The organism is Pseudobacteroides sp. (assembly GCF_036567765.1).
In the GTDB taxonomy this organism is placed as follows: Bacteria; Bacillota; Clostridia; order Acetivibrionales; family DSM-2933; genus Pseudobacteroides.
The window spans coordinates 16882-40277 of sequence record NZ_DATCTU010000008.1 but is presented as its reverse complement, the minus strand read 5'-3'; the positions used below and the strand labels follow the sequence as shown (position 1 = coordinate 40277).

21 protein-coding genes are annotated in these 23396 nt (G+C 33.0%); 19 read left to right on the top strand and 2 right to left on the bottom strand.

Annotated features, from left to right (window positions below; all coding sequences use genetic code 11):
- Positions 1-83 precede the first annotated feature (83 nt).
- Complete coding sequence (locus VIO64_RS02760) at positions 84-317, bottom strand: hypothetical protein (protein WP_331914915.1); 234 nt, start codon at positions 315-317, stop codon at positions 84-86.
- Positions 318-551: 234 nt separating this feature from the next.
- Here VIO64_RS02760 and VIO64_RS02755 point away from each other — a divergent pair, with 234 nt between their 5' ends.
- The gene (locus tag VIO64_RS02755; RefSeq protein ID WP_331914913.1) at positions 552-2972 is read left to right on the top strand and encodes a glycoside hydrolase family 9 protein; all 2421 of its coding nucleotides are present in this window, start codon (positions 552-554) and stop codon (positions 2970-2972) included.
- A gap of 98 nt (positions 2973-3070) precedes the next feature.
- On the opposite strand, the gene VIO64_RS02750 is transcribed toward VIO64_RS02755, so the two are convergent.
- The gene (locus VIO64_RS02750) at positions 3071-3478 is read right to left on the bottom strand and encodes a hypothetical protein (RefSeq protein ID WP_331914911.1); all 408 of its coding nucleotides are present in this window, start codon (positions 3476-3478) and stop codon (positions 3071-3073) included.
- 324 nt (positions 3479-3802) lie between these two features.
- On the opposite strand from VIO64_RS02750, the gene VIO64_RS02745 reads away from it, so the two are divergent.
- From VIO64_RS02745 to VIO64_RS02660, 18 genes are all read left to right on the top strand, one after another.
- Entirely contained in the window at positions 3803-4015 is a 213-nt protein-coding gene (locus VIO64_RS02745) for a hypothetical protein (RefSeq protein ID WP_331914909.1), read from the top strand.
- Positions 4016-4281: 266 nt separating this feature from the next.
- Positions 4282-4950, top strand: coding sequence for a YveK family protein (locus VIO64_RS02740; RefSeq protein WP_331914907.1), 669 nt, complete (start codon positions 4282-4284; stop codon positions 4948-4950).
- A gap of 52 nt (positions 4951-5002) precedes the next feature.
- Positions 5003-5740 (top strand): CpsD/CapB family tyrosine-protein kinase, encoded by a 738-nt coding sequence (locus VIO64_RS02735; protein ID WP_331914905.1) that lies wholly within the window; start codon positions 5003-5005, stop codon positions 5738-5740.
- Positions 5737-6450, top strand: coding sequence for a tyrosine-protein phosphatase (locus tag VIO64_RS02730; protein ID WP_331914903.1), 714 nt, complete (start codon positions 5737-5739; stop codon positions 6448-6450). The genes VIO64_RS02735 and VIO64_RS02730 overlap by 4 nt, the downstream gene beginning before the upstream one ends.
- Positions 6451-6475: 25 nt before the next feature.
- Entirely contained in the window at positions 6476-8320 is a 1845-nt protein-coding gene (locus VIO64_RS02725; protein WP_331914989.1) for a nucleoside-diphosphate sugar epimerase/dehydratase, read from the top strand.
- Between the two features lie 39 nt (positions 8321-8359).
- Positions 8360-9562, top strand: coding sequence for a DegT/DnrJ/EryC1/StrS family aminotransferase (locus tag VIO64_RS02720; RefSeq protein WP_331914901.1), 1203 nt, complete (start codon positions 8360-8362; stop codon positions 9560-9562).
- A 36-nt stretch (positions 9563-9598) separates the two neighbouring features.
- A complete protein-coding gene (locus VIO64_RS02715) occupies positions 9599-10216 on the top strand; it encodes a sugar transferase (RefSeq protein ID WP_331914899.1) in 618 nt (205 codons plus the stop codon).
- 17 nt (positions 10217-10233) lie between these two features.
- Positions 10234-10983, top strand: coding sequence for a GNAT family N-acetyltransferase (locus VIO64_RS02710; protein ID WP_331914897.1), 750 nt, complete (start codon positions 10234-10236; stop codon positions 10981-10983).
- A gap of 16 nt (positions 10984-10999) precedes the next feature.
- A complete protein-coding gene (locus VIO64_RS02705; protein ID WP_331914895.1) occupies positions 11000-13336 on the top strand; it encodes a glycosyltransferase in 2337 nt (778 codons plus the stop codon).
- Positions 13337-13338: 2 nt separating this feature from the next.
- The gene (locus VIO64_RS02700) at positions 13339-14523 is read left to right on the top strand and encodes a glycosyltransferase (protein ID WP_331914893.1); all 1185 of its coding nucleotides are present in this window, start codon (positions 13339-13341) and stop codon (positions 14521-14523) included.
- A gap of 68 nt (positions 14524-14591) precedes the next feature.
- The gene (locus tag VIO64_RS02695; RefSeq protein ID WP_331914891.1) at positions 14592-15605 is read left to right on the top strand and encodes a polysaccharide biosynthesis protein; all 1014 of its coding nucleotides are present in this window, start codon (positions 14592-14594) and stop codon (positions 15603-15605) included.
- Positions 15606-15645: 40 nt separating this feature from the next.
- Positions 15646-16902 carry an O-antigen ligase family protein gene (locus tag VIO64_RS02690; RefSeq protein WP_331914889.1) on the top strand — a complete coding sequence of 419 codons (1257 nt, stop codon included), beginning with the start codon at positions 15646-15648 and terminating at the stop codon, positions 16900-16902.
- A complete protein-coding gene (locus VIO64_RS02685) occupies positions 16902-17861 on the top strand; it encodes a glycosyltransferase family 2 protein (RefSeq protein WP_331914887.1) in 960 nt (319 codons plus the stop codon). Before VIO64_RS02690 ends, VIO64_RS02685 begins: the two co-directional genes overlap by 1 nt.
- Positions 17862-17865: 4 nt before the next feature.
- Positions 17866-18957 (top strand): polysaccharide pyruvyl transferase family protein, encoded by a 1092-nt coding sequence (locus VIO64_RS02680; protein WP_331914885.1) that lies wholly within the window; start codon positions 17866-17868, stop codon positions 18955-18957.
- Positions 18950-20458, top strand: a complete 1509-nt coding sequence (locus VIO64_RS02675; protein WP_331914883.1) for a hypothetical protein — start codon at positions 18950-18952, stop codon at positions 20456-20458. The genes VIO64_RS02680 and VIO64_RS02675 overlap by 8 nt, the downstream gene beginning before the upstream one ends.
- A gap of 50 nt (positions 20459-20508) precedes the next feature.
- Complete coding sequence (locus tag VIO64_RS02670) at positions 20509-21681, top strand: Coenzyme F420 hydrogenase/dehydrogenase, beta subunit C-terminal domain (RefSeq protein WP_331914881.1); 1173 nt, start codon at positions 20509-20511, stop codon at positions 21679-21681.
- 44 nt (positions 21682-21725) lie between these two features.
- Positions 21726-22175 carry a VanZ family protein gene (locus tag VIO64_RS02665; protein ID WP_331914879.1) on the top strand — a complete coding sequence of 150 codons (450 nt, stop codon included), beginning with the start codon at positions 21726-21728 and terminating at the stop codon, positions 22173-22175.
- 489 nt (positions 22176-22664) lie between these two features.
- Positions 22665-23312, top strand: coding sequence for a hypothetical protein (locus tag VIO64_RS02660; RefSeq protein WP_331914877.1), 648 nt, complete (start codon positions 22665-22667; stop codon positions 23310-23312).
- Positions 23313-23396 lie beyond the last annotated feature (84 nt).

The following is a 23396-nucleotide window of genomic DNA, read 5'->3' as shown; positions in this document are numbered from 1 at the left end:
CGGACAACTGGTTTTCCTTTTATGTAAGTATCTAACATAAATCTTCTATATAATTAATACTTCTATTATAAAAAAGACTAATACTACTCAGTAGGCTTTATGCCATACAAAGGTTTAATTCCATACATAGGCTTAATTCCGTATAAGGGTCTTACAACAATTCCGTATAATGGCTTTACGTCAATAGGCGGTTTGATACCGTATAATGGCTTAACAATTATAGGCTCTGTAACAACTGGAGTTTCTTCAAAACCACCAAACATGTCCATTAATTCTTCATCAGTCATTTCTGCTGAAGTTCTCAATTCTTTATCCATATTTAAACCTCCCTAATATTAAAATTCTTTTCCAGAAATTTAGACTCCCTTTTTAATTATACAGTTTTTTGTAATATTTTGAAATAAGCATTTGAAAACAAGTATAATTGCTATCGAAAATTGCAAAAATCTCGCTTTGCCCCTACATATACACCCATTACAATTGTAGCAAAAAATAAAATATGGTAAGATTATCTTAAGTCATAGATAATTTTAAAATAGGGGGTATTTTATGTGAAGAAAAAATGTTTAATTATCACTCTGCTTTTTGTTTATCTCGCAAGCATAATTCCAAAAACTGCATCTGCAGCAGGTGGCCTTAACTATGTTGACGCATTTGCAAAATCCATTCTTTTCTATGAGGCAAACTGGTGCGGACCTGACGCTGGCAATAACAGAATCAAATGGCGCGGACCTTGCCACATAGAGGATGGTAAGGATGTGGGACTTGATCTGACCGGTGGCTTCCATGACTGCGGTGACCATGTGAAGTTTGGTTTGCCTCAGTGTACTTCTGCTTCTGCATTAGCTTGGGCCTATTATGAGTTCAAGGACACCTTTATCGAAAAGGGGCAGGACAAGTACATGCTTAATATTGTGAAACATTTTGCGGATTATTTTATGAAGTGTTTTCCAAACAAAACAACATTCTATTACCAGTTAGGTGATGGTGACGAAGACCACAAATTCTGGGGTCCTCCGGAGCTTCAAACTTATACCAGGCCTGCATATTATGCTGCAACACCTTCAAACCCTGGCTCTGATGTAGCCGGTTCCGCAGCCGCTACTTTGGCACTTACATATCTCAATATGAAAGACAGCGATCCAACATATGCTGCAAAATGCCTCACATATGCAAAGGATTTGTATGCATTCGGTCAGGCTTACAGAGGTAACAGCAAAGGTCAGAGCTACTATCTTCCAAGAAGCTATTATGATGAACTCATGTGGGGAGGTATATGGCTCTATATTGCTACAAATGAACAGAAATACATGGACGATATAGAAAAGCTCATGGATGAAAAAGGTCTGGGTGGAGACAATACTTACCAAAACCATTGGACAAACTGCTGGGACGATATATTTGGCGGAGTTGCATTAAAGATGGCAGAAGTAACCAAAAAGCCAAAATACATCACAATAGTAGAAGAAAACCTTGATTACTGGATGAATACCCTATCAAAAGTTCCTGGCGGCTTAAGCTATCTTGACAGTTGGGGTGTTGCAAAATACCCTGCAGCAGAAGCTATGCTCGCACTTACATACTATAAAATCAAACCGGATCAGAAATATCTTGACTATGCAAAAAGCCAGATAGACTTCATTCTCGGTAAAAATCCCAACAACATGTCTTACATGGTAGGTTTTGGAGAAAAATATCCTAAATTCCCTCATCACAGGGCGGCAAGCGGTATGCTTGAAGGACCTCCGGCAGATGAAAAGAAGGTTGCACCTGAAAGACATATTCTATATGGTGCTTTGGTAGGAGGACCTGATAAAAGCGGTGTTTATTATGACGATATAGATAAATATGTTTATACCGAAACAGGTCTTGATTACAATGCAGGTCTTGTAGGTGCCCTTGCAGGCATGTCGAAATACTATGGTGCAGGACAAAAGCCTGAGGCAACACCAGGAATAGAAGGCGAGCCTGACCTTTATTATGCTGAAGCAAAGATTTACAAGCAGGATGCTCAAAGTACCGTTATTGATTTAAATATGTATAACATTCTGACTGCACCGCCTAGATTTGAGACAGGTTTATCATTCAGATATTTCATGGACTTATCGGAGTTGGTAAGTGCTAATGTTGACCCAACATCTACAAAAGCGGACATTTATTATTCACCCATAAAGGGAGCTAAGTATTCCGAAGTTAAAGTCTTTGATAAGGCTAAGAATATTTATTACATAGAGTTTTCATTCCCTAATGAAAAGCTATACTCAAGAAGCTACATCCAGTTTGCATTGGCAAATTACAGCGGCAAATGGAATGCAGCAAATGATTACTCTATTACCGATCTCACTACAACCAAATATACTAGGACAGACAAAATAGCAATATACAAGAATGGGGTAAAGGTGGCAGGCCTTGAGCCAGGCGAAACTCCTGTACCAAGTACATCAAAGCCTACAAATACTCCAGTGCCTTCGAGCACTTTACCTAAAACAAAGGGTTATATCTCACCTGATTTCACATATTCAACCTCAGCTGCTTCAAAAGTAAAGGCAGGATTTAAGATAGAAGTTTCGGGTGATGTATCTATATATGCAATAACAGACGAGAATGGATACTTTGAAATAAGGAATCCAATACTGAATTCCGATACATTTGATCTTAAGATTAGTAAACCCGGGTATCTTACAAGGATAATTCAAGACATTCCTACAAATAAAAATGCAATCATCGGTACATCGTCATCACCGGTTGATATTTGGGCAGGTGACATCACAAGAAGCGGAGTACAGGATGGATCAATAAACATGGCTGACGTCATAGAAATAGCAAAAGCCTTCAACTCTACAACTGACTCTTCAAAGTATGTTGCAGAGCAAGACTTTAATGCCGACGGTTCAATAAATATGAGCGATATACTGATAATAGCAAAGCATTTCAGTATGACATCCTCAAATTATCCTGAAGTAATTTTTTAAGGTATAACTATTATTTCATAAAGCAGCATAAAAACTGTGAGGTGGTTTAGGACCATCTTACAGTTTTTTAAATTTCTAGGATATTATGGTTTTGTTCTTTATTTAAAGCTATCCAGCCAATTTTGAAGAGTACCGATATTGCTGAAATAAGTCGCAGATATGCCGGACATTTGGAATATAATCTCGACAGAAGCTTTTAATAGCTGATTTTCCTTTATCAATACAGCAGTTTTATTCAATCCAGCCGCCAGTAATAAATTCTGAGCCTCTACCTGAAGGTTAGTCAATTGGGTTATACAGCCCTTGTACTGTGTCAAGTCGTATATGATGTTAAAGCTAGGCTTGGAATGTGATATGGTAGCTTTAATATCGTCAATATAATAGTCCAATTGTGACATTTTGTCCCACAATCCAAATAAAGCTACAAATAAGCAATTGGAAGACTCATCATATGACAGCTCATAGGAATTATTCATACTGACTTTGGTAAACCTCAACATATCCATAATTGTTACTCCTTCAAGAATATATATACTATATATCGGCAAGATTTTATGTTTACTGAACATTATATTTTAGTAAATAATAAATAACTACTAAGTTGTTGTTACAGGTTATAGTGTAGTTTACAATAATTTCATAAACATGAACAAATCCCTGTGAATTACATATTATAATCTAGGAAACTTATTCTATAGAGGTAGGATCTAATGTTAATTTTATTCTATTTACTAATTTTATTAGTGCCTGGACTTTTTGCCATGACAGCTAGTGAATTCGTTTCAAGACACAGAACGAAATACACCTCTAAGTTTATTTGGGGAGCATTAATGTTTGATTTGGTACTACTTATTATCAACCTTTTTTGGCTTAGGTTTATCAAATTAATACAGACCATTGATGATCTTCTGGTTTATTTTAACTGCTTAAGCTTTACAGTCAAGTTTGCAATATTGTCTATTGTACTGGCAATAATACTTGGCATAATTGTTGGTATACTATGCAAATGTACTAAGATTAAACACCATTGCTGCAGAGAATAAGATAATATACTTCTAATTTTATAAATATAATATCTCTTATTCTTTTTAAGGGTGCTGTTGTAAAATTCTGCTTAATCAAAGTTGACAAAATCATTTCATGATTTTGTTCTGTTCATTTATGCAACAGCCCCTTGTACTTTGGTAGCAGCTAATATATTACATTTAAAATTTCTCGTTGGCTATGCACGAAAAATATGATCAACGCATATGTTTAAGCTATGATAGACTTTTTTCCATTTCAAATAATAAATAATAAGGGTGATAAAATGAATTTAAATCAAATTTCTTATTTGCTTTTTAAGAGGATAAAGTTTATAATAGCTATTCCATTGCTGGTATCCTTTATAACTTTAATTGCCAGCCTAACTTTGATAGATCCTGTATATAAGACCACAACAACACTTTATATTATAAACAAGAGTGATGCACAGAAGTCAATAAATTATGATGATATTCTTACAAACCAACAACTGGTAAAAGACTATAGAGAGCTTATAAAAAGCAGAAATGTAACTAAAGCTGCTCTTGAAGACTTGAATATAAAAGATTTGAGTCATGATCAACTGGCAAAAAAAATCAGTGTTAGTCTAAAAACCGATACAAGGGTATTGCAGATTAGTGTTGAAGATAAAAATCCAAAGAAAGCTATGGACCTTACAAATAAAGTTAGTGAAAAATTTATAGAGAAGTCTGTCAGCCTAATGAGTGTTGATAATATAAATGTTGTTGATACTGCTGAACTTCCTAAAATTCCAGAGAAACCAAAACCATTTACATATACAGTACTTGCACTGTTTCTAAGCCTTATACTTACACTTGGTACAATATATTTTCTTGAGTATTTCAACGATAGAATAAAGAGTAAAGAAGACATAGAAGAGTATCTATCAATAAGTGTTTTAGGTACTATACCTCTAGTAAAAACCAATAAGTAAAATTTTTCAAGAACAATATATAATATAAATTGGTTGATAAGGGGGTATTACAATGGCAGATGCCAATAATAATTCTATATTTGTAATGAATGAGACAGTTGAAGAAGCTTTTAAGGTATTAAGGGCAAATATCAATTTTTGTGATCCTGAAAATAAGTATAAAACAATTTCTATAACAAGCTATAGTCCTGATGAAGGTAAATCTTTTGCTTCCACAAATCTATCAGTTTCCATGGCAAAATCAGGACTAAAAATTCTTTATGTCGATGCAGACATACGAAAGCCCATGCTTTTTAAAAGCCTTGTCAGTAGAGATTTTAAAGGTCTGTCAAATTATTTGATGGGGCATGCTGAGTTAAATGAAATCATAAATAAGACTGAGATAGAAGGATTCCATTTTATTTCATGCGGAATTAAGACTCATAATCCTGGAGAACTTATATGTTCACCAAAATTAGGCGAGCTTCTTGACATGGTGAAAGATAGATACAACTTTGTTATTGTTGATACACCGCCTTTAGGCAGTGTAATTGACGGAGCTTTAATCGCATCAATTACAGATGCTTCCATTATAGTCATTTCCCAAAACAAGGTCAAGTTAAGGAACGCAATTATGATGAAAGATCAGCTGGAGAAAGCTAATGCAAATATAATAGGTGCAATACTCAATAAAGTAAGTAAGCTTGATTATAAAAACTATTATGGTGGCTATGACTATTATGGCTCTAAAGGGAAAAAAATTAGCAAATTGCTTAAAAAGCAATTGATAAAAAAGAGGGATCAAATATGATTGACATACACAGTCATATCATTTTTAGTGTGGACGATGGACCTTCAACCGTAAAAGAATCGATGCGTATGATACTTGAAGCTGAAAAAATCGGTATCAAAACTATTATTGCTACTCCTCACTATAATAAAAAATACTTTGATATTAAAAATGCTGAAAGAAATTTTCAGGAACTGGTTGTTAGAATGAAAAATTGTGATATCGAACTTAAGATGGGGTATGAGGTTTTTGTGGATTCAATTTTATCAGATTGTATTGTGAATAAAAAAATGTTTACACTAAATGCTTCAAATTATCTTTTGTTTGAGCTGCCTTTTGATATTTATCCCAATAATACAATAGATATTATATTGAAGATGCATCTTAATGATATTATACCTATAATTGCTCATCCTGAAAGGTATGTTTACTTTCTGAGAAATTTCGACATGTTTATAAATCTTATTGAAGCCGGCTGCATGGTACAGCTTGATGCTGGAAGCATTATAGGTTATCACGGAAGAAGGGTCAAGGCTTTCTGCAAAAAAGTTTTAAAGCTTGGATTGGCCCATTTTATCGCTTCTGATGCCCATTCATCCGAGGACTACATTAGCTTGTTTTTGCCTTCCTATCACAAGGTAATAAGGTGGGTGGGTACCGACTATGCTGATGCACTTTACAGAAAAAACCAGGAATTACTTTTGAGAAATGAAACTGAACAAAATATTTGATCTTTATATAGATTTATTTGAACAAATGGGGGAAACACAATTGCAATTAACTGTAAAAAAAATATTATTTTTATTAGGTGATTGCATAATTTTGAATGCTGGAATTTATGCAGCCCTATTGTTAAGGTTTGATACTGAAATCCCAAAGTGCTATATTGATATATTGCCAAGAATATTTTTTATGATAACTCTAGTCAACATATCTACTTTCAGCTTATTCGGGCTATATTCAAAGCTTTGGAATTATGCAAGCATTGAAGAACTTATTCAAATTTTACTAGCGACAATTACTGGAGCACTATTAACATTTATTGTGGAATTAATTATCCCATTGTATTTACCTATTTCCGCCAATTTGATTTTTTTTATGATAACATTTGTTTTTATAGGAGGGTTTAGGCTAAGTTCTCGTTTTTATTTTAATATAAGAAAGCAATTAACTTCAGACCAACACACAAAAAAAATAATGATAGTTGGTGCAGGAGTAGCTGGTTCACTAATAATAAAAGAAATGAAAAACAACACAAATTCAAAATATACTCCAGTAGTAGCAATAGACGATGATAATTCAAAACATAAAACAAAGATAAATGGAATAAAAGTAATTGGCGGAAGAGACAAGATTCATTGGGCGGTTAAGAGATTTAAAATTGATGAAATAATTATTACTATGCCATCAGTTCAAAAGAAGGATATAGAAATTATTTTTAATATATGCAAAAAGACTAAATGCAAATTAAAAATACTCCCTCAAGTTTTTGATTTATTGAAAGATGATTTTGATATCAAAGAGTTAAAAGATTTCAATATCGAAGATTTATTAAGACGGGACAAGATAGATTTAAATTTAGATGAGATAGCTATCTATTTAAAAGATGAGGTAATTCTTGTAACAGGTGGTGGAGGCTCAATAGGCTCAGAACTATGCAGACAAATTGCTAGATTTCGACCTAAACGACTTTTAATATTTGATATTTATGAAAATGGAGTTTATGATCTACAAAATGAATTGCTAAAAAAATATAATCTACAACTGAATATGGATATAATTATAGGTTCTATAAGAGACAGGGGAAGGCTGGATAGTGTTTTCTCAAGATATAAGCCCTCTGTTATATTTCACACGGCTGCACACAAGCATGTCCCGCTTATGGAAGATAATCCTGGGGAAGCTATTAAAAACAATGTTATTGGAACATTAAATCTTGCTGAGTGTGCAGACAAATTTAACTGCAAAAAATTTGTTCTTATTTCCACAGATAAAGCTGTTAACCCACTAAACATAATGGGAGCAACAAAAAGAATTTCCGAAATACTGATTAAATATATGGATAAAAAAAGTAAAACTATCTTCACGGCTGTGAGGTTTGGAAATGTGTTAGGAAGTAATGGAAGTGTTATTCCTTTATTTAAAAAGCAAATTGAGGAGGGAGGTCCTGTTACTGTAACTCATCCGGAAGTAACAAGATATTTTATGACAATACCTGAAGCGGCAAGCTTGGTCATTCAAGCAGGAACAATGGCTAAGGGAGGAGAGATATTTATTTTGGATATGGGTGAACCGGTTAGGATACTTGATCTGGCAAAAATAATGATTACCCAGTCAGGACTAACCCCGGATGTAGATATAAACATTATGTTTACCGGTCTTCGCCCGGGAGAAAAGCTTCATGAAGAGCTGTTAATAAATAACGATAGCGTAAACATTACAAAAAACAATAACATTTTTATTGAAAAATCTGTAGAACTTGATTACGAAAAAATTATTAGTGAAATAAATAGAATAAGATACAAACAACTCAACGACCCAAAAGATATAACAGATTTTATCAAGCGTATAATTCCTGAATACAAAAAGTCAGATCAATAAAATTGGATTAAAATTTTTTTAAAGTAAAGGTGAATAGCTATGAAGATTATTCCATTTTCACCTCCAGATATTACCCAGGCTGAGATAGATGAAGTAACAGATACACTAAGGTCCGGATGGATCACCACTGGTCCTAAAACTAAATTATTTGAGAATAGAATAGCCGAGTATTGCAACACCTCTAAAGCAGCAGCTATGAACTCTGCAACCTCATGCATGGAAATGACATTAAGACTTCTTGGAGTTGAGCCTGGAGATGAAGTAATTACTTCATCTTATACATATTCGGCATCTGCAAGTGTAATTCATCATCTAGGTGTTAAGATTGTATTGGTTGACTGTGGAAAAGACTCATTTCATATAGATTATGATTTAGTAGCAGATAGCATTACTAAACGGACAAAAGCTATCATTCCCATCGATATTGCTGGGGTTATGTGTGATTATGACAGGATATTTGAAGCCATAAATAATAAGAGGGATTTATTTAAACCTTCTTCAAAGTTACAAGAATCCATTGGAAGGGTTGCTGTTATTGCAGATGCTGCACATTCACTCGGTGCAGTTTATAAAGGGGAAAAGTGCGGAAGTGTTTCTGATTTTACATCGTTTTCTTTTCACGCAGTAAAGAATCTTACTACTGCTGAAGGAGGAGCAATTACCTGGGGAGATATAGATGGCATAGAAAATGAAGACATCTATAAAAAGTTTATGCTCTTATCTCTACATGGACAGTCAAAAGACGCTCTTGCAAAAACACAATTAAGCAATTGGGAATATGATATTGTAGAGCCCAATTATAAATGCAATATGACTGATATTCTGGCTTCTTTAGGGCTGGTTCAGCTAAAAAGGTATCCTGAGATATTAAAAAAGAGAAAAAGCCTTATCCAATTGTATGATCAACTACTTGAAGAAACCGATACTACAAGCCTTAAACATTTTACAGAAGAATCATTTTCAAGCGGTCATTTATACCTTCTTAGATTAAACGGTAAGGATGAAGAATATAGAAATAGGATAATCTTAAAAATGGCTGAGAGAGGTATTGCCACTAATGTGCATTACAAGCCTCTCCCTATGCATACCGCTTACAAAAACCTTGGATTCGATATAAGTAATTATCCAAATTCATATGAAATGTATAAAAATGAAATTTCTTTGCCTCTTTATTCTTTACTAAGTGAAGATGATGTTGAATATATTTGCGATAATTTAAGACGGATATTGATTTATTCATGATAGTTTGCGTTTGTTTAGCAAGTGGAGTGAAAAAGTATGTATACTCGAGTAGTAAAAAGATTGTTAGATTTAATTCTATCTATAATTGCCCTTCCGTTTTTGTTAATAATTTTATTTATCATTGGTCCAATCATTTATTTAAATGATAGAGGTTCAATATTCTATAGAGCTTCACGGTTGGGTAAAAACGGTGTTACTTTTAAGATGTATAAATTTCGTTCTATGAAGATGAATGCTCCAGATATAAGAAAAGAGGACGGTTCAACTTTTAATTCTAATAATGATCCAAGAATGACAAAAGTAGGAAAGTTTATACGTAAAACAAGTATTGATGAAGTTCCTCAGATTATAAACGTCATTAAGGGAGATATGTCGATTATCGGACCAAGGCCTGACTTACCTGAACATTTAGCTTTGTATGAAGGAAATGAAGGAAGAAAACTTGAGATAAGACCTGGTATTACAGGATATAGCCAGGCATATTTCAGGAATACAATTCCATGGAAAGAAAGAATTCAGTACGATATCTATTATATTGATAACCTTTCAATCTGGTTTGATATAAAAATTTTTATTAAAACAGTTATATCTGTATTATGGCAGAGAGGTATATATGTGACAAAAAGCCAGACATTGGACAATAAAAAAATGTAGGAGGCTTTTAGCGATTCATGAGTAACAAAAACATAGATGATGGGGTTGCTTTCTTTGATTTACCTTGGGATACAAAATATTTTGGATTAGCTTGTTCTAAAGCTGTTTTAACAAAACCTATCTTACAAAGCCAATGGACAGTTTTAAAAAGAAAATTTGGCAATTACCAGTTTGTTTCAATTGAAAATATTGATTCGAATCCATCTAATGCTCAGATGATAGGTAAGGACACAACTGCATTTCTAGCTGATGTTAATATCCAGTTTAGAAAGAAATTGAATACTTCTTCTAGGCAAAATGATATATACAGATGGAAAGACACTATTAAAATTCATCAGAACCTCAAGGAAGAAAAAGGAATCTTAGAAATAGCTGATTTTAAAATTTCAAAATTTACAGAAGATCCTGAGCTTTTAAAGAGAGGGGGGGCGGAGGTATATCATCAGTGGATCGTTAACTCGTTTGGAAAAAACGATAAATACTTTGCTGTTTCCCGGGGCTGTGATAATGAAATAAACGGATTCCTGCTCCACTCTTATGAGAAAAACAAATGTATCGTTGAGCTGATTGCAGTTTCCAAGAATAAGACTAACGGAGGCATAGGTTCAGGTTTATTCAGGAATGTGGAATACGCAGCGTATGAACGCGGCTGTGATGAAATAAGGGTTGGCACTCAGGTTAGAAATATGGGAGCAATTAATTTTTACCATAAGGTTGGATGTGAACAAATCGGGTGTCATCAAATCTATCATTTGTGGAATCTTTAGGACAGGAGGAAGGAAATTGAAAGCACTTTTCCTTTTCAGTGAAGGCTTTGACACACCAAATCCTTCTATTCATTTAATGAATGCTCTTATTGAAGATACCCTAAAAAGCGGGATTGAGGTGCATATGATAGCGAGCCGTATAACTGGAAAGAACAGTGATGTTCCAGATAATCTAAAAAAATACGAAAAATTATCATATGGTATAGTACCACGCAAAAAAATCCCAAAAAACGCATTTGCAAAACGTTATCTTGAGGGCATTGGTTATGCGTTTGCATGTGTAAAGCCTATAAAAAAATCAAAAGATCATGATGTTATTTTTGTGCAATCAAGTCCCACTGCTTTATATGTTATACTCGCCGCAAAACTTTTTGGAAAGAACAAGCCTATTGTTTATAACATTCAGGATATGTTTCCTGGAAGTTCAATACACAGCGGAATAATGAAAAACAAGTTAATGCAAGTTATATTTTATAAGCTGCAAAAGATAGCTTATAAGGTTGTAAGCAGTATTGTAGTTATTTCTGAAGATATGAAACAGCGAGTTATTGAACAAGGAGTTCCAGATAAAAAAATAGTCACAATAGTAAACTGGTATGATGATAGTTCAGTTCGTGAGGTATCCTGGGAAGAAAACAGATTTGTAAAAAAATACAATCTGACTAAGGATAAATTTTATATTCAATATGCAGGTACCATGGGTTATGTTTTTGATTACAAGATGGTCTTAAATGTAGCAAAACTGTTTTTAAAAGAGTATAAGAATATAGAGTTCCAAATGATAGGTCAGGGAAGCCAGAAATTTGACTTCATCAAAGAGATGGATGAAATGGGGCTATATAATATAGCATTTTACCCTCTCCAGCCTCAGAATATGGTTTCAGATGTTTATAGTGCCTGCTCTGTTTGCCTCATTCCATTGAAGAAGGGCATCATCGGTAATTCTGTGCCAAGTAAAGCCGGATTGTTGATGGCGTGTAACCGGGCTATTGTTAATTGTGTTGATAAAGACTCAAGTTACTTTAGAATGTTTAATGAGAACCATATAGGAGTTGCCGTCTCAAATGATGATCCTAAAGCTGTAGCCCAAGCAATACTGAATTTGTATAAGAATGAAGAAAAGCGTGGAATGTTAGCTAAAAACGGTCAGAAATTTGGCGAGATGTATTATGCAAGAAGTTCAAATACTATTAAATATATCGAACTATTTAAAAAGATTGTCCAAGAAAGCGGCAAAAACAGAATGAAGGTTTTAATTATTGGGTTTGGCAAAATATCATATATGCCATATTTGAATTTTTATTTGGATAGGTTAAGAGAAACAAAATGTGAGACTCATCTTTTATACTGGGACAGAGACGGGAAACCGGATTGCCCTGTTCCTGAAGATGTTACATCATATAAATATGAATTTTTCATGGAAGATTTTATTCCAAAGTGGAGAAAAATAAGGGCATTTTTAGGGTATAGAAAGAAAGCAAATAAGATCATAAAATCGGGTGATTTTGATTTTGTAATAACCTTACACACTCTTCCGGGAGTTCTGCTTTATAACATTTTAAGGAAGGGCTTTAAGAATCGTTTTATATTAGATTATAGAGATTGTACCTTTGAACATATAGGTTTCTTTAAAAAAATTGTTCATGGTTTGGTAAAAAGATCAAGCCTTACCTTTGTCAGTTCCGACGCATTTAGAAAATTCCTGCCTGAAACAAGCAAAATATATACCTCACATAACTTATTGATAGATTCTTTAAAATATAGAGATGAGTTCAGAACTAATAAACGCAGCAATTATCCAATAAGGATAAGGTTCTGGGGGCTAATAAGACATGAAGAAATAAACATGGTATTAATAGACAGATTTGCTAATGATGAAAGGTTTGAACTTCATTACCATGGGCGTGAGCAAAAAGTAGGTTTAATGTTAAGAGGATACTGTGAAATGAACAATATAAAAAATGTTTATTTCCATGGTGAGTATAAACCTGAGGACAGATATCAATTTGCTAAAGAGACAGACCTTTTACATAACGTTTATGAAAACGACACGACAATGACTAATGCTATATCAAACAAGTATTATGACGGAATGCTATTTTATATTCCGCAACTTTGCAATGAAGGCTCTTTTATGGGGGAAAAAGTTCATGAAAATAATATGGGGCTTACTTTAGATCCAAATAGTGAAGATTATGCACAAAGTGTTTACTTGTATTATATATCTATAGATTGGAATGCGTTTATAGATCGGTGTGACAAGGTACTCTGTAAAATACTTAATCAATATGATGAGGGAATAAAAAAATTTGAAGGGTTATTTTCTGACAAAAATTGTAATAACGAGGTCTAATTATGGCATTGCATATTATTTATGTCTCCAGCCTGTGCTCTGAGAAACAATTTTTTGAGCTATTTTCAAATGCTAAGAAGGCTCCTGGCCAGCAGGTTCAAAAATATCACAGGCTTATGGTAGAGGGACTTTCCAATATAAAAAATCTTAAAATTGATGTTTTATCCGGAGTGCCTATAACGCTGCAAAATTATCCCAAAAGATTCTTAAAAGGAAAAGTAGAAATAATAAATGATATAAAGTACTATTACACTTCACTTTTCAATTTGCCTTTGATTAAAAATCTATGCTCATGTATTGGCATAGCATACAGATGTATTAAGCTTAAAAATCCAAAGGATAAAAACGTTATTATTTGCGATGTATTAAATATTTCTTTGGCTATTGGGTGTGTAATAGCATCAAAACTATCAAATACAAAAATTATTGGCATAGTTACTGATGTTCCTGGACTAATTGTAAGTAAACCAAGCTCATTTGTTACAAGGATAAATAACTTTATAATTAAAAATTTTAATTCGTATATATTCCTTACAGATCAAATGAATAGTTTAATAAATAAGAATAATAAGCCATTTGTTGTTATTGAGGGACAAGTAGATTATAAAATGAAAAATGTAACAAATATAAAAGAAAAGAAATACAATAAAATGGTATGTATATATGCTGGAATGACACAAAAGGCTTATGGTATAGAAACTCTTGTTAAAGCCTTTATTGAAGCCAATTGTTTAAATGCGGAGCTTCATATATATGGTAGCGGAGATTATGATGAAGAGTTAATAGAATTAAGTAAAAAAATTAGTTCTATAAGATATTTAGGAGTTGTACCAAATAAAATAATTGTTGAAGAAGAAACAAAAGCAACTTTGCTTATTAATCCGAGACCATCAAAAGAAGAGTTTACAAAATATTCATTCCCTTCAAAAAACATGGAGTACATGGCATCAGGAACCCCGGTTCTTACAACATTTCTTCCGGGGATGCCGGGTGAATATCTGGACTATATATATACTTTTGAAGATGAAACTGTTGTAGGAATGGCTAAAAGATTAAGAGAAATACTATCTATTTCAAAAGATGAATTACATGAAAAGGGCATACGAGCAAAGGAATTTGTTTTAAATAAAAAAAACAATATATGTCAAGCCGCAAAAATTATTGAATTAATAAACAAATTATTTTAATTGTGATTTCAATATGTAAACGATTAAATAAATTTTGATATATAGTTTTGTGGTTTATGAGGTGTGGTATGTTTAAAGAAAAAACACTTTTAATAACAGGCGGCACTGGTTCTTTTGGAAATGCTGTCATGAAAAAGTTTTTAAGTATGGATATAAAAGAAATCCGCATTTTTTCCAGGGATGAAAAAAAGCAGGATGATATGAGAAAAAAATATAAAAATGATAAGCTGAAGTTTTATATAGGGGATGTGCGCGACTTAGCCAGCGTAAAAAACGCAATTTATGGGGTGGACTATATTTTTCATGCTGCAGCCTTAAAACAGGTGCCATCATGCGAGTTCTTTCCTCTTGAAGCTGTAAAAACAAATATCCTAGGGACAGATAACGTCCTAACAGCTGCAATTGAAAATGGAGTGAAAAAAGTAATATGTCTGTCAACCGACAAAAGTGCATACCCAATAAATGCAATGGGAATATCCAAAGCAATGATGGAGAAAGTGTTTGTAGCAAAGTCTAAGATTGTTGATTCCAGAAAAACACTTATTTGCGGTACCAGATATGGAAATGTAATGGCTTCAAGAGGTTCAGTCATTCCCCTTTTTATTGAGCAGATTAAGAGCGGGCACCCTTTAACAGTGACAGACCCAAACATGACACGATTTTTAATGAGCCTAGAAGAAGCTGTAGAACTTGTTGTCTTTGCATTCAAAAATGCTCATGCAGGAGATATTATGGTTCAAAAATCGCCGTCAGCTACTATTGGGGATTTGGCCCAGGCTATTAAAGAGCTATTTAATGCGGATAATGAAATAAAAATTATAGGCACCAGACATGGAGAAAAGGTATATGAAACACTTCTCACAAAAGAAGAGTTTGCTGTAGCAGAAGATATGGAAGACTTTTTCAGGGTGCCTGCTGATAAAAGAGATCTATACTATGATAAATACTTTGTAGATGGAGATCAAAAGCTATCTTTTAATGAAGAATACAATTCTGATAACGTAGAAAGACTGGGTATTGAGAAGATAAAAGAAAAACTGTTGTCACTTGAGTATGTAAGAAAAGAATTAAGGTATTTATGAATTGTTTTTTATTTTATCCAAGGTAAAAAAGGAGTACAAAATGAAAAAGGATATTAGAAAAATAAGATCGGATATAAAAGGTCAAAAGTCAATGTTTGTACTGCTGATTAGTTCACTTTTATATTTATTTGTGTCATATATGCTATCTATATACGGCATGAGTTCGATATCATTTAATATAGAGTATAGCAATGCAATCATGTTTTTAATGTTGTTAATAGCTTTTTTTAGTGTGCAGAGTAGTCTACTAAATAAACTCAAACTCCCGGCTGTTATTTGGACAGCTACAGGATTTGCATTTTTTTCTGCAATTTCAACACTAATGAATTATAATACTCAACAACATAATATTTTGATACCTATAACAATTCAGTCATTTTGGTGGAGTGTTTTAATTATTAGTTTTGTAGCATTTAGAAAAAATAATGATGATAAATTCGTCAGCAGAACACATCTAATATTTTTCTGTGTTATTTTTATTTTGTACTTACAATATGCAATAAATATAAAAAGTCATAATATTGTAACTCCTTCTATGGCCGGTTCAATTTATTATGTATTACTTTTCTTGCCATTTATTATGATGCTTGAAACCGCTTCAATCAGAAATATATGTATATTGCTTATCTCATTTACGACTTTTCTTTCTCTTAAGCGAACTGCTTTTCTTGCACTTATCGGCTCGCTTTTTGTATATTTTATAGTCGATTATTTTGTAAGCAATAAAAAAATCACAAAAAGATTTTATCTGATAAGTTCAGTGTTTCTAGTCTTGCTTATAAGTATATACATGTATAACTTTATTCTTGAAAAATACAATATGGATATTATGTTAAGATTTCAAAGGCTTGAAACTGATGGCGGTTCAGGCAGAGATACGATTTATCAGGTAGTATGGAATGAAATACGCACATTTGATATAAAATCTTTGATAATTGGAAAGGGTTTTAATGGAGTCGAACTCACCAGTAGTGTTGAGCTTTCTGCTCATAATGACTTTTTAGAGGTGTTGTATGATTATGGCATACTCGGTCTGTCTCTTTATTTAGCTATGATATTTAATATTATAAAATACAATATTTTTCTTATAAAGACAAAGAGTAAATGTGCCGGTGCTTTTTCTGCATCCCTTACAATTTTTTTAGTTATGTCCATGTTTAGTCATCTTATTATATATCCCACATACTTTATGCTTATTGTTACTTTCTGGATGTGGCAATTTGTAAATGGCGGTATTGCTTCCAAGTCCCATCAAACTACACAAAGCATATCTCCAAAAAGGGGGCTAAGTACATAATGCTGCTTTCAGTAATTGTTCCGGTTTATAATACTGAGAAACATCTAAAAAAGTGTATTGAATCTATATTAGGGCAAACCTATAAACAATTGGAGTTGATTTTAGTTGATGACGGTTCGCAGGATAAGTCCGGTGAAATTTGTGATTATTTTGCAAATACAGATGGAAGGGTAATTGTTATACATAGAGAAAATGCTGGAGTTTCAGCTTCCAGAAACCTTGGTATAGATATTGCTAAAGGTGATTATATAACATTTGTAGATAGCGATGACTGGCTGGAAGAAAACACCTATGATATTCTGATTGGGTTGGTTCAAACTAGTAGTTCAGATATTGTTGTAAGTAATTCATATTTTAGAAATGACAGAGATATTAAAAATATTGGCATACCACTAGACAAATCCATTTACTCATCAGAAGAGGCAAAGGAACTTTTGCTCAAATTTCAATTCTCAACCTCATTGTGGATGTGTGTATATAAAAGATCTATAATAGACGGACTTTATTTAAACGAAAGCATCCATTATTGGGAGGATTTAGAGTATCAGTATCGCTTAATTGATAAATCGGAGAAAATTGTAATCAACACAAAACCCCTTTATCATTACAGGGAAGGCAGTATTACACATAATACCCTTAATGAAAAAAAACTGTCCTGCTTGAAAATTCCAGAGATTTTCAAACAACTTACAAAGGTTGGCGACAATTATACTGCTAGTATAATCACCGATATGAAGGTCAAATTTTTGTTTGAATTGGCGACTTTAGGTGCAAAAGACCCAAACCACTCAAAAGAATGCGATTCAAGGATCCGGTTAAATGCAAAAAATATATTAACTTATGTAATTTTCAGTAAGTCCTATAAATTAACTAAAAAGCTCTACCTTTTGATTTTAACATTTAATCCTAAATTATATTACTTTCTCTTTAATATTAAGTACAAATTTGTTAGGGTGTGATATTTTGAGCAAGTCATTAATTGTTACATTTCACTGTGTACCAAACTTTGGAGCCAACTTACAAGCGTTTGCATTGCAAAAAACATTGGAAAAATTTTTAGTAGATGTAGAAATATTGGACTATAGACCAAAAGCTCTGACTGGAGAGTACAAACTTTTAAATACACATTCACTAAAAGGCTTCATACTATCTTTATATAATGTTTTACCAACATGGCTAAGGTACAAAAAATTTAAGCGTTTTCAGAATCGATATTATAAATTGTCACCCTCGCAATTTAAATATTTAGCAAAAGAATTTGCTATAGATAGTGATTATGTTTTTGCAGGCAGTGACCAAATATGGAATCCAAGGATAACCGGTGGTTATGACGGGGTTTATTTTGGAGATTTCATGGCAGGCAAGAACTGCAAAAAAATCTCCTATGGGGCCAGTATTGGCATATCTTCATTAACAAAAGAGGAAAATTACCAATTAAAAGCTCTAATAAAAAAGTTGGACGATATAAGCGTTCGAGAAAATAGTGCACATCAGATAATATCAGCTTTAACTGATAAGCGTGTAGAAGTAGTTTTAGATCCAACTCTTCTTTTAGATATAAAAGAATGGGATAACATCAAAATTAACAAGAATCATGGTAAATACTTACTTTTATATTCTATATCCGGCCATAATGAAACTTATGAAATAGCTTACAAGGTTTCGAAGATGACCGGCTTGAATATATTGGAGGTTTCAACAAAGAATTTTAAGCCCTTTAGTAAAAAGCATCATAAAATTGTTAGAAATGCAGGTCCTAGTGAATTTCTAGGATTAATAAGTTCAGCTGAGTTTGTAGTAACAGATTCATTTCATGGAACTGTATTTTCGTTGATTTATAAAAAACCTTTTTATACCATACCTAATAAAACAAAGCCCTCTAGAATGGTTGAGCTTCTTTCAAAATTGGGATTAACCGACAGACTAATAAGTGATACAAATAATTTCAATTATGATCCTGTAATACAATACGAAAAAGTTAATGAGCTACTTAACATTGAAAAGAAAAAGTCTATAGATTTTATTAAGAAGGCAATGAATATAAACAATGAATAGGACTAAATATTTTTTCTATAATTCAATATCAACGGCCTTTTATCAAATAATCGTTATGATTGCAGGGCTTATCATCCCTAGAGTTATGCTAATGTTTTATGGGTCGGAGATAAACGGCTTGGTTTCCTCAATAAATCAGTTTGTTGTTTATTTTAACCTTGTAGAAGCAGGACTTTCAGGTGCTGCCATTTACGCTTTATACAAGCCTTTGGCAGAGAATGATCACAAAGCTATCAACGGAGTTGTGGCTGCTGCAAAGAAATTCTATATACAATCGGGATACATTTTTATATCTTTAACAATCGGTTTGGCTATAATATATCCAGTTATGGTAAAGTCAAACAAAATTTCTCAAATAGATATTGCGTTATTGGTTTTAATTTTTGGCATTAACGGAGCTCTGGAGTTCTTTACCCTTGCCAAGTATAGAGTTTTACTCACTGCAGACCAAAAGACTTATGTTATATCTGCAGCTTCAATCGTATATATTATAGTTAATACAATAATAGTTGTCGTTATGGCAATAATGGGTATAAACATAGTGGTACAACGTTTTGTTGCCCTTCTTTCAATTTTTTTAAGATCATTTATTTTAATGATCTATGTAAAAAGAAAGTATAGATATTTATTATTTAATGAAACACCCAACTTCCAATGTCTAGATAAAAGATGGGATGCATTATACCTGCAAATACTGGGTGCTGTGCAGACGGGTGCTCCTGTTGTCATACTGACAATTATGGCAAATGATCTAAAAATTGTTAGTGTTTATAGTATTTATTTCATGGTGGCAGCCTCACTGAATGGATTATTGAGTATTTTTGTAAACGGTGTATCCGCCTCCTTCGGTGATGTTATCGCTAAAGGTGAGAAGGCAACCTTGCAGAAAACATATGGAGAATTTGAATTTCTTTATTACGGACTTTTATCTATATTTTATTCAGTCGCTTTTGTTACTATTATACCGTTTATTAAAATCTATACGTCAGGTATTAAAGATATAAATTATAACTTGCCTGTCATAGGCTTTTTATTTGTACTTAACGGATTGTTGTACAATATCAAAACCCCTCAAGGAATGCTGGTTATTGCATCTGGAATGTTTAAGGAAACCAGAATGCAATCAACCATTCAAGCACTAATTATTGTAATTGTAGGTTTGGTATTAACACCTGTACTTGGAATATATGGTGTTTTATCTGCTTCCATATTATCAAATTTGTACAGAGTAATAGATCTTGTCATTTATATACCAAGAAAATTGACAAATTTACCTGTAAAATCAACTGTTTACAGGATAATTAGAATTTTTCTTTCAGTAGACTTAATTATACTTCCTTTTGTCGTTATAAATTATTATATAAGCAATTATCTAACATGGTTTGTATTATCATGTAATGTAATGCTTTATTCATTTATTGTAGTTGGTTTTACTGGTTTTTTGTTTGACAAGAAGGAAGTTAATAATGTTTTATCACGGTTCAAGCTACTTGTAAAGTAAGGTATTATTAAGTAGAAAGTTGTAAAAATATAGGAAAAGGTGTTGTAATAATGCAGACTGTATATGATAATAAAAAAGTTTGTTGTGGATGCACAGCTTGTAAGTGTATATGTCCTGTACAATCCATAAACATGATTGCAGATGAAGAAGGGTTTTTATATCCTGATATAAATCACGAGCAATGTATTAGCTGTGGACTTTGCAAAAGGATTTGTGCTTTTCAGAATAAAAACTATACAGCTGATAGCATTAGAGTGCCGGAAGTCTACGCTGCCAAACATAAAGATGATGATGTCAGAAAAAAAAGTTCATCCGGGGGGGCATTTACCGCAATATCTGATCATATCCTATTAAAAAACGGTGTGGTTTACGGGGCAGCTTATGATGAAAGCTTTCGAGTCGTTCATAAAAGAGCTCAAACCACAAAAGAACGAGATGAGTTAAGGGGTTCCAAGTATGTTCAAAGTGACTTAAATAATGCATTCATTGATATAAAGGAAGACTTAACAAATGATAGAATTGTTTTATTTACAGGAACAGGATGCCAGGCAGCCGGACTAATAAGTTATTTAAAAAATGCCCATGTAGATACCAAAAAACTAATAACTGTAGATCTCATATGCCATGGAGTGCCAAGTCCCAATATTTTCAAAGATTATATTTTTTACCTGGAAAAGAAAAATAGAAGCAAGATAAAACAATATTTCTTTCGTTCAAAGGTAAATGGTTGGGGGCATACTGAAGAAGCTGTATTTGAAAATGGAAGAAATGATTATACTTCAAGGTTGTCACAAGCACATAAAGAGTTGTTTTATTCTGATTTATGTCTAAGACCTTCTTGCTATAACTGCAAATACGCATGCATTGCAAGACCTGCAGACATAACAATTGCTGATTATTGGGGAGTAGAAAAATACTTTCCAAAGTTCTATGATAAGCTGGGAGTTTCAGCTATATTAATTAATACAAATAAAGGCAAAGAAGTTTTTTTAGAATCAGCGGATTGTATGGAATATATTAAAAGCAATATTAATGATTGTGCATCAAGGCAGAACAATCTTCACTCCCCAACACCTATTAATCCTCAAAGGGCTGAATTCTGGAGCGATTATCTGCATCACGGTTTCAATTATATAACAAAAAAATATACACATTATGGTTTTATAAAAAGAATTAGAAGGCTTGTAATTTATATTTTGAAGCGTATAAGGGGACTCATATAAAACCACCCTCAATAAAAGGTCACTATATGAAAGGACACTAGTAGATGAGAAAAATTCTTTCCTGGATATCTGTGTTTCTTTGGATGCTGCTTATTTTTAACCTCTCGTCCCAGGTTGCCGAGCAATCCAACCAATTAAGCACAGGTATAACAGAGATAATTGATAATGTTGTTAAGAAAGTTGATTCCAATTTAGACATTAATCTGGAAAGTTTAAATCATCTAGTACGCAAGAATGCCCATTTTATTGCATATTTAATTCTGGGAGTACTTGTATTTAATGCATTGAGACGCAGTGGAACCAATCGGCACATGAGTTTCTTGTTAGCACAGTTAATTTGTATTGTTTACGCAGCATCGGATGAAATACACCAGATGTATGTGCCGGGCAGAAGTACACAAGTAACCGATGTAGTTATTGATAGTACAGGGGCTTTTTTAGGAATAGTAATATATTGGTGTGCTTCTAAGATGAAAAACAGAAAAAATACATAATTGTGTAGTATTTGTTGAAGGAAATTCAGATAAGCTTGATCAGGAAAATCACATCACTTTAGAGGTAAGCATGTAATAGTGCCAGCAGTATCATTTCCATAACTGCCATACCAAGCATTGCTGTAACAATGGGTGAATCTGACTATTGTAGCTTTAAAGGTGTATTAGATAACGATGTCGCGTTTTTATTAAGCGATGCAGCTCGATTTATAACGGGATCCTCATTGAGAGTCCTTTTTTATTTAAATAATTGGACTTATATGTATATAATCTGATAAAATATTCTATGAATATAGTTGTTTTATTACGAGTAAATTCATAGCTGCATATACGAAAGTTTTTACGGTATTGCATCAGGCCTTTTTGCATAGGCGTAATTATTACAGATATGGGATGTTCTCTGGAAATGCGGCGGAAAATGCACCCATCCATGGGTGCAAGTTTTAAAGAAAGGCTTTGTAGATTTATATTTTGGAGTGATAAGTAAGTATGGATATTATTGAGATTGTTAAACAGCTTGAATCTTACCATAAGCATTATTCGGCATGGTATGATGGTGTAAGCGAATATGTTGAAAAGAAATCTAGTATGTTAGGTTCTGAAGATTATTGCTTTGATATGTTTAAAAAAGAGGTAAATGAATATTTAGAAAAGCAGAGACTTTCAAGTAGTTTTGAGTGTATTATTGAGCTAATTGATAAATTATGTGTGCTATATATTGACAATAGTGATGCCCAAAGAGAATATGTTAGAAAACAGATACAAAGTAATAACGTTGTTATGAGTTATTTGTTTACTTATGCTTATTTTGTAGCTGAGAAATTACAGGTAGGAGAATTTATAAATGCAAAAAAGGGATTTGTTGCACTAATAATCGAGAATGGTAATTTTGATTATAGGGATACATTAACCGCTTTATCAGATATTTATATTTCTGCTGAAGAAAAAGGAATAAACGTTAAAAAACTTATAGCTGAAGTTTATCCTATAGCATCTAAAGATGAATTTGGAGAAGAAGGTACTTTTTATGAAACATTAAAAGAGTTTGAATTCCATCCTGTTATTAATGAAAGAAGAAAAGACTTGTGTGGCGATTTTAGAAGATCATACTTAAAGTATCAGATATCTTTTCCGTAAACTGAATTTAAGTGCAGCATCCGTGCTGCTCTGGCTACGCGGGCCCGCCGCACATCAGAGAACAATGCATGGCAGTAAAGGTGC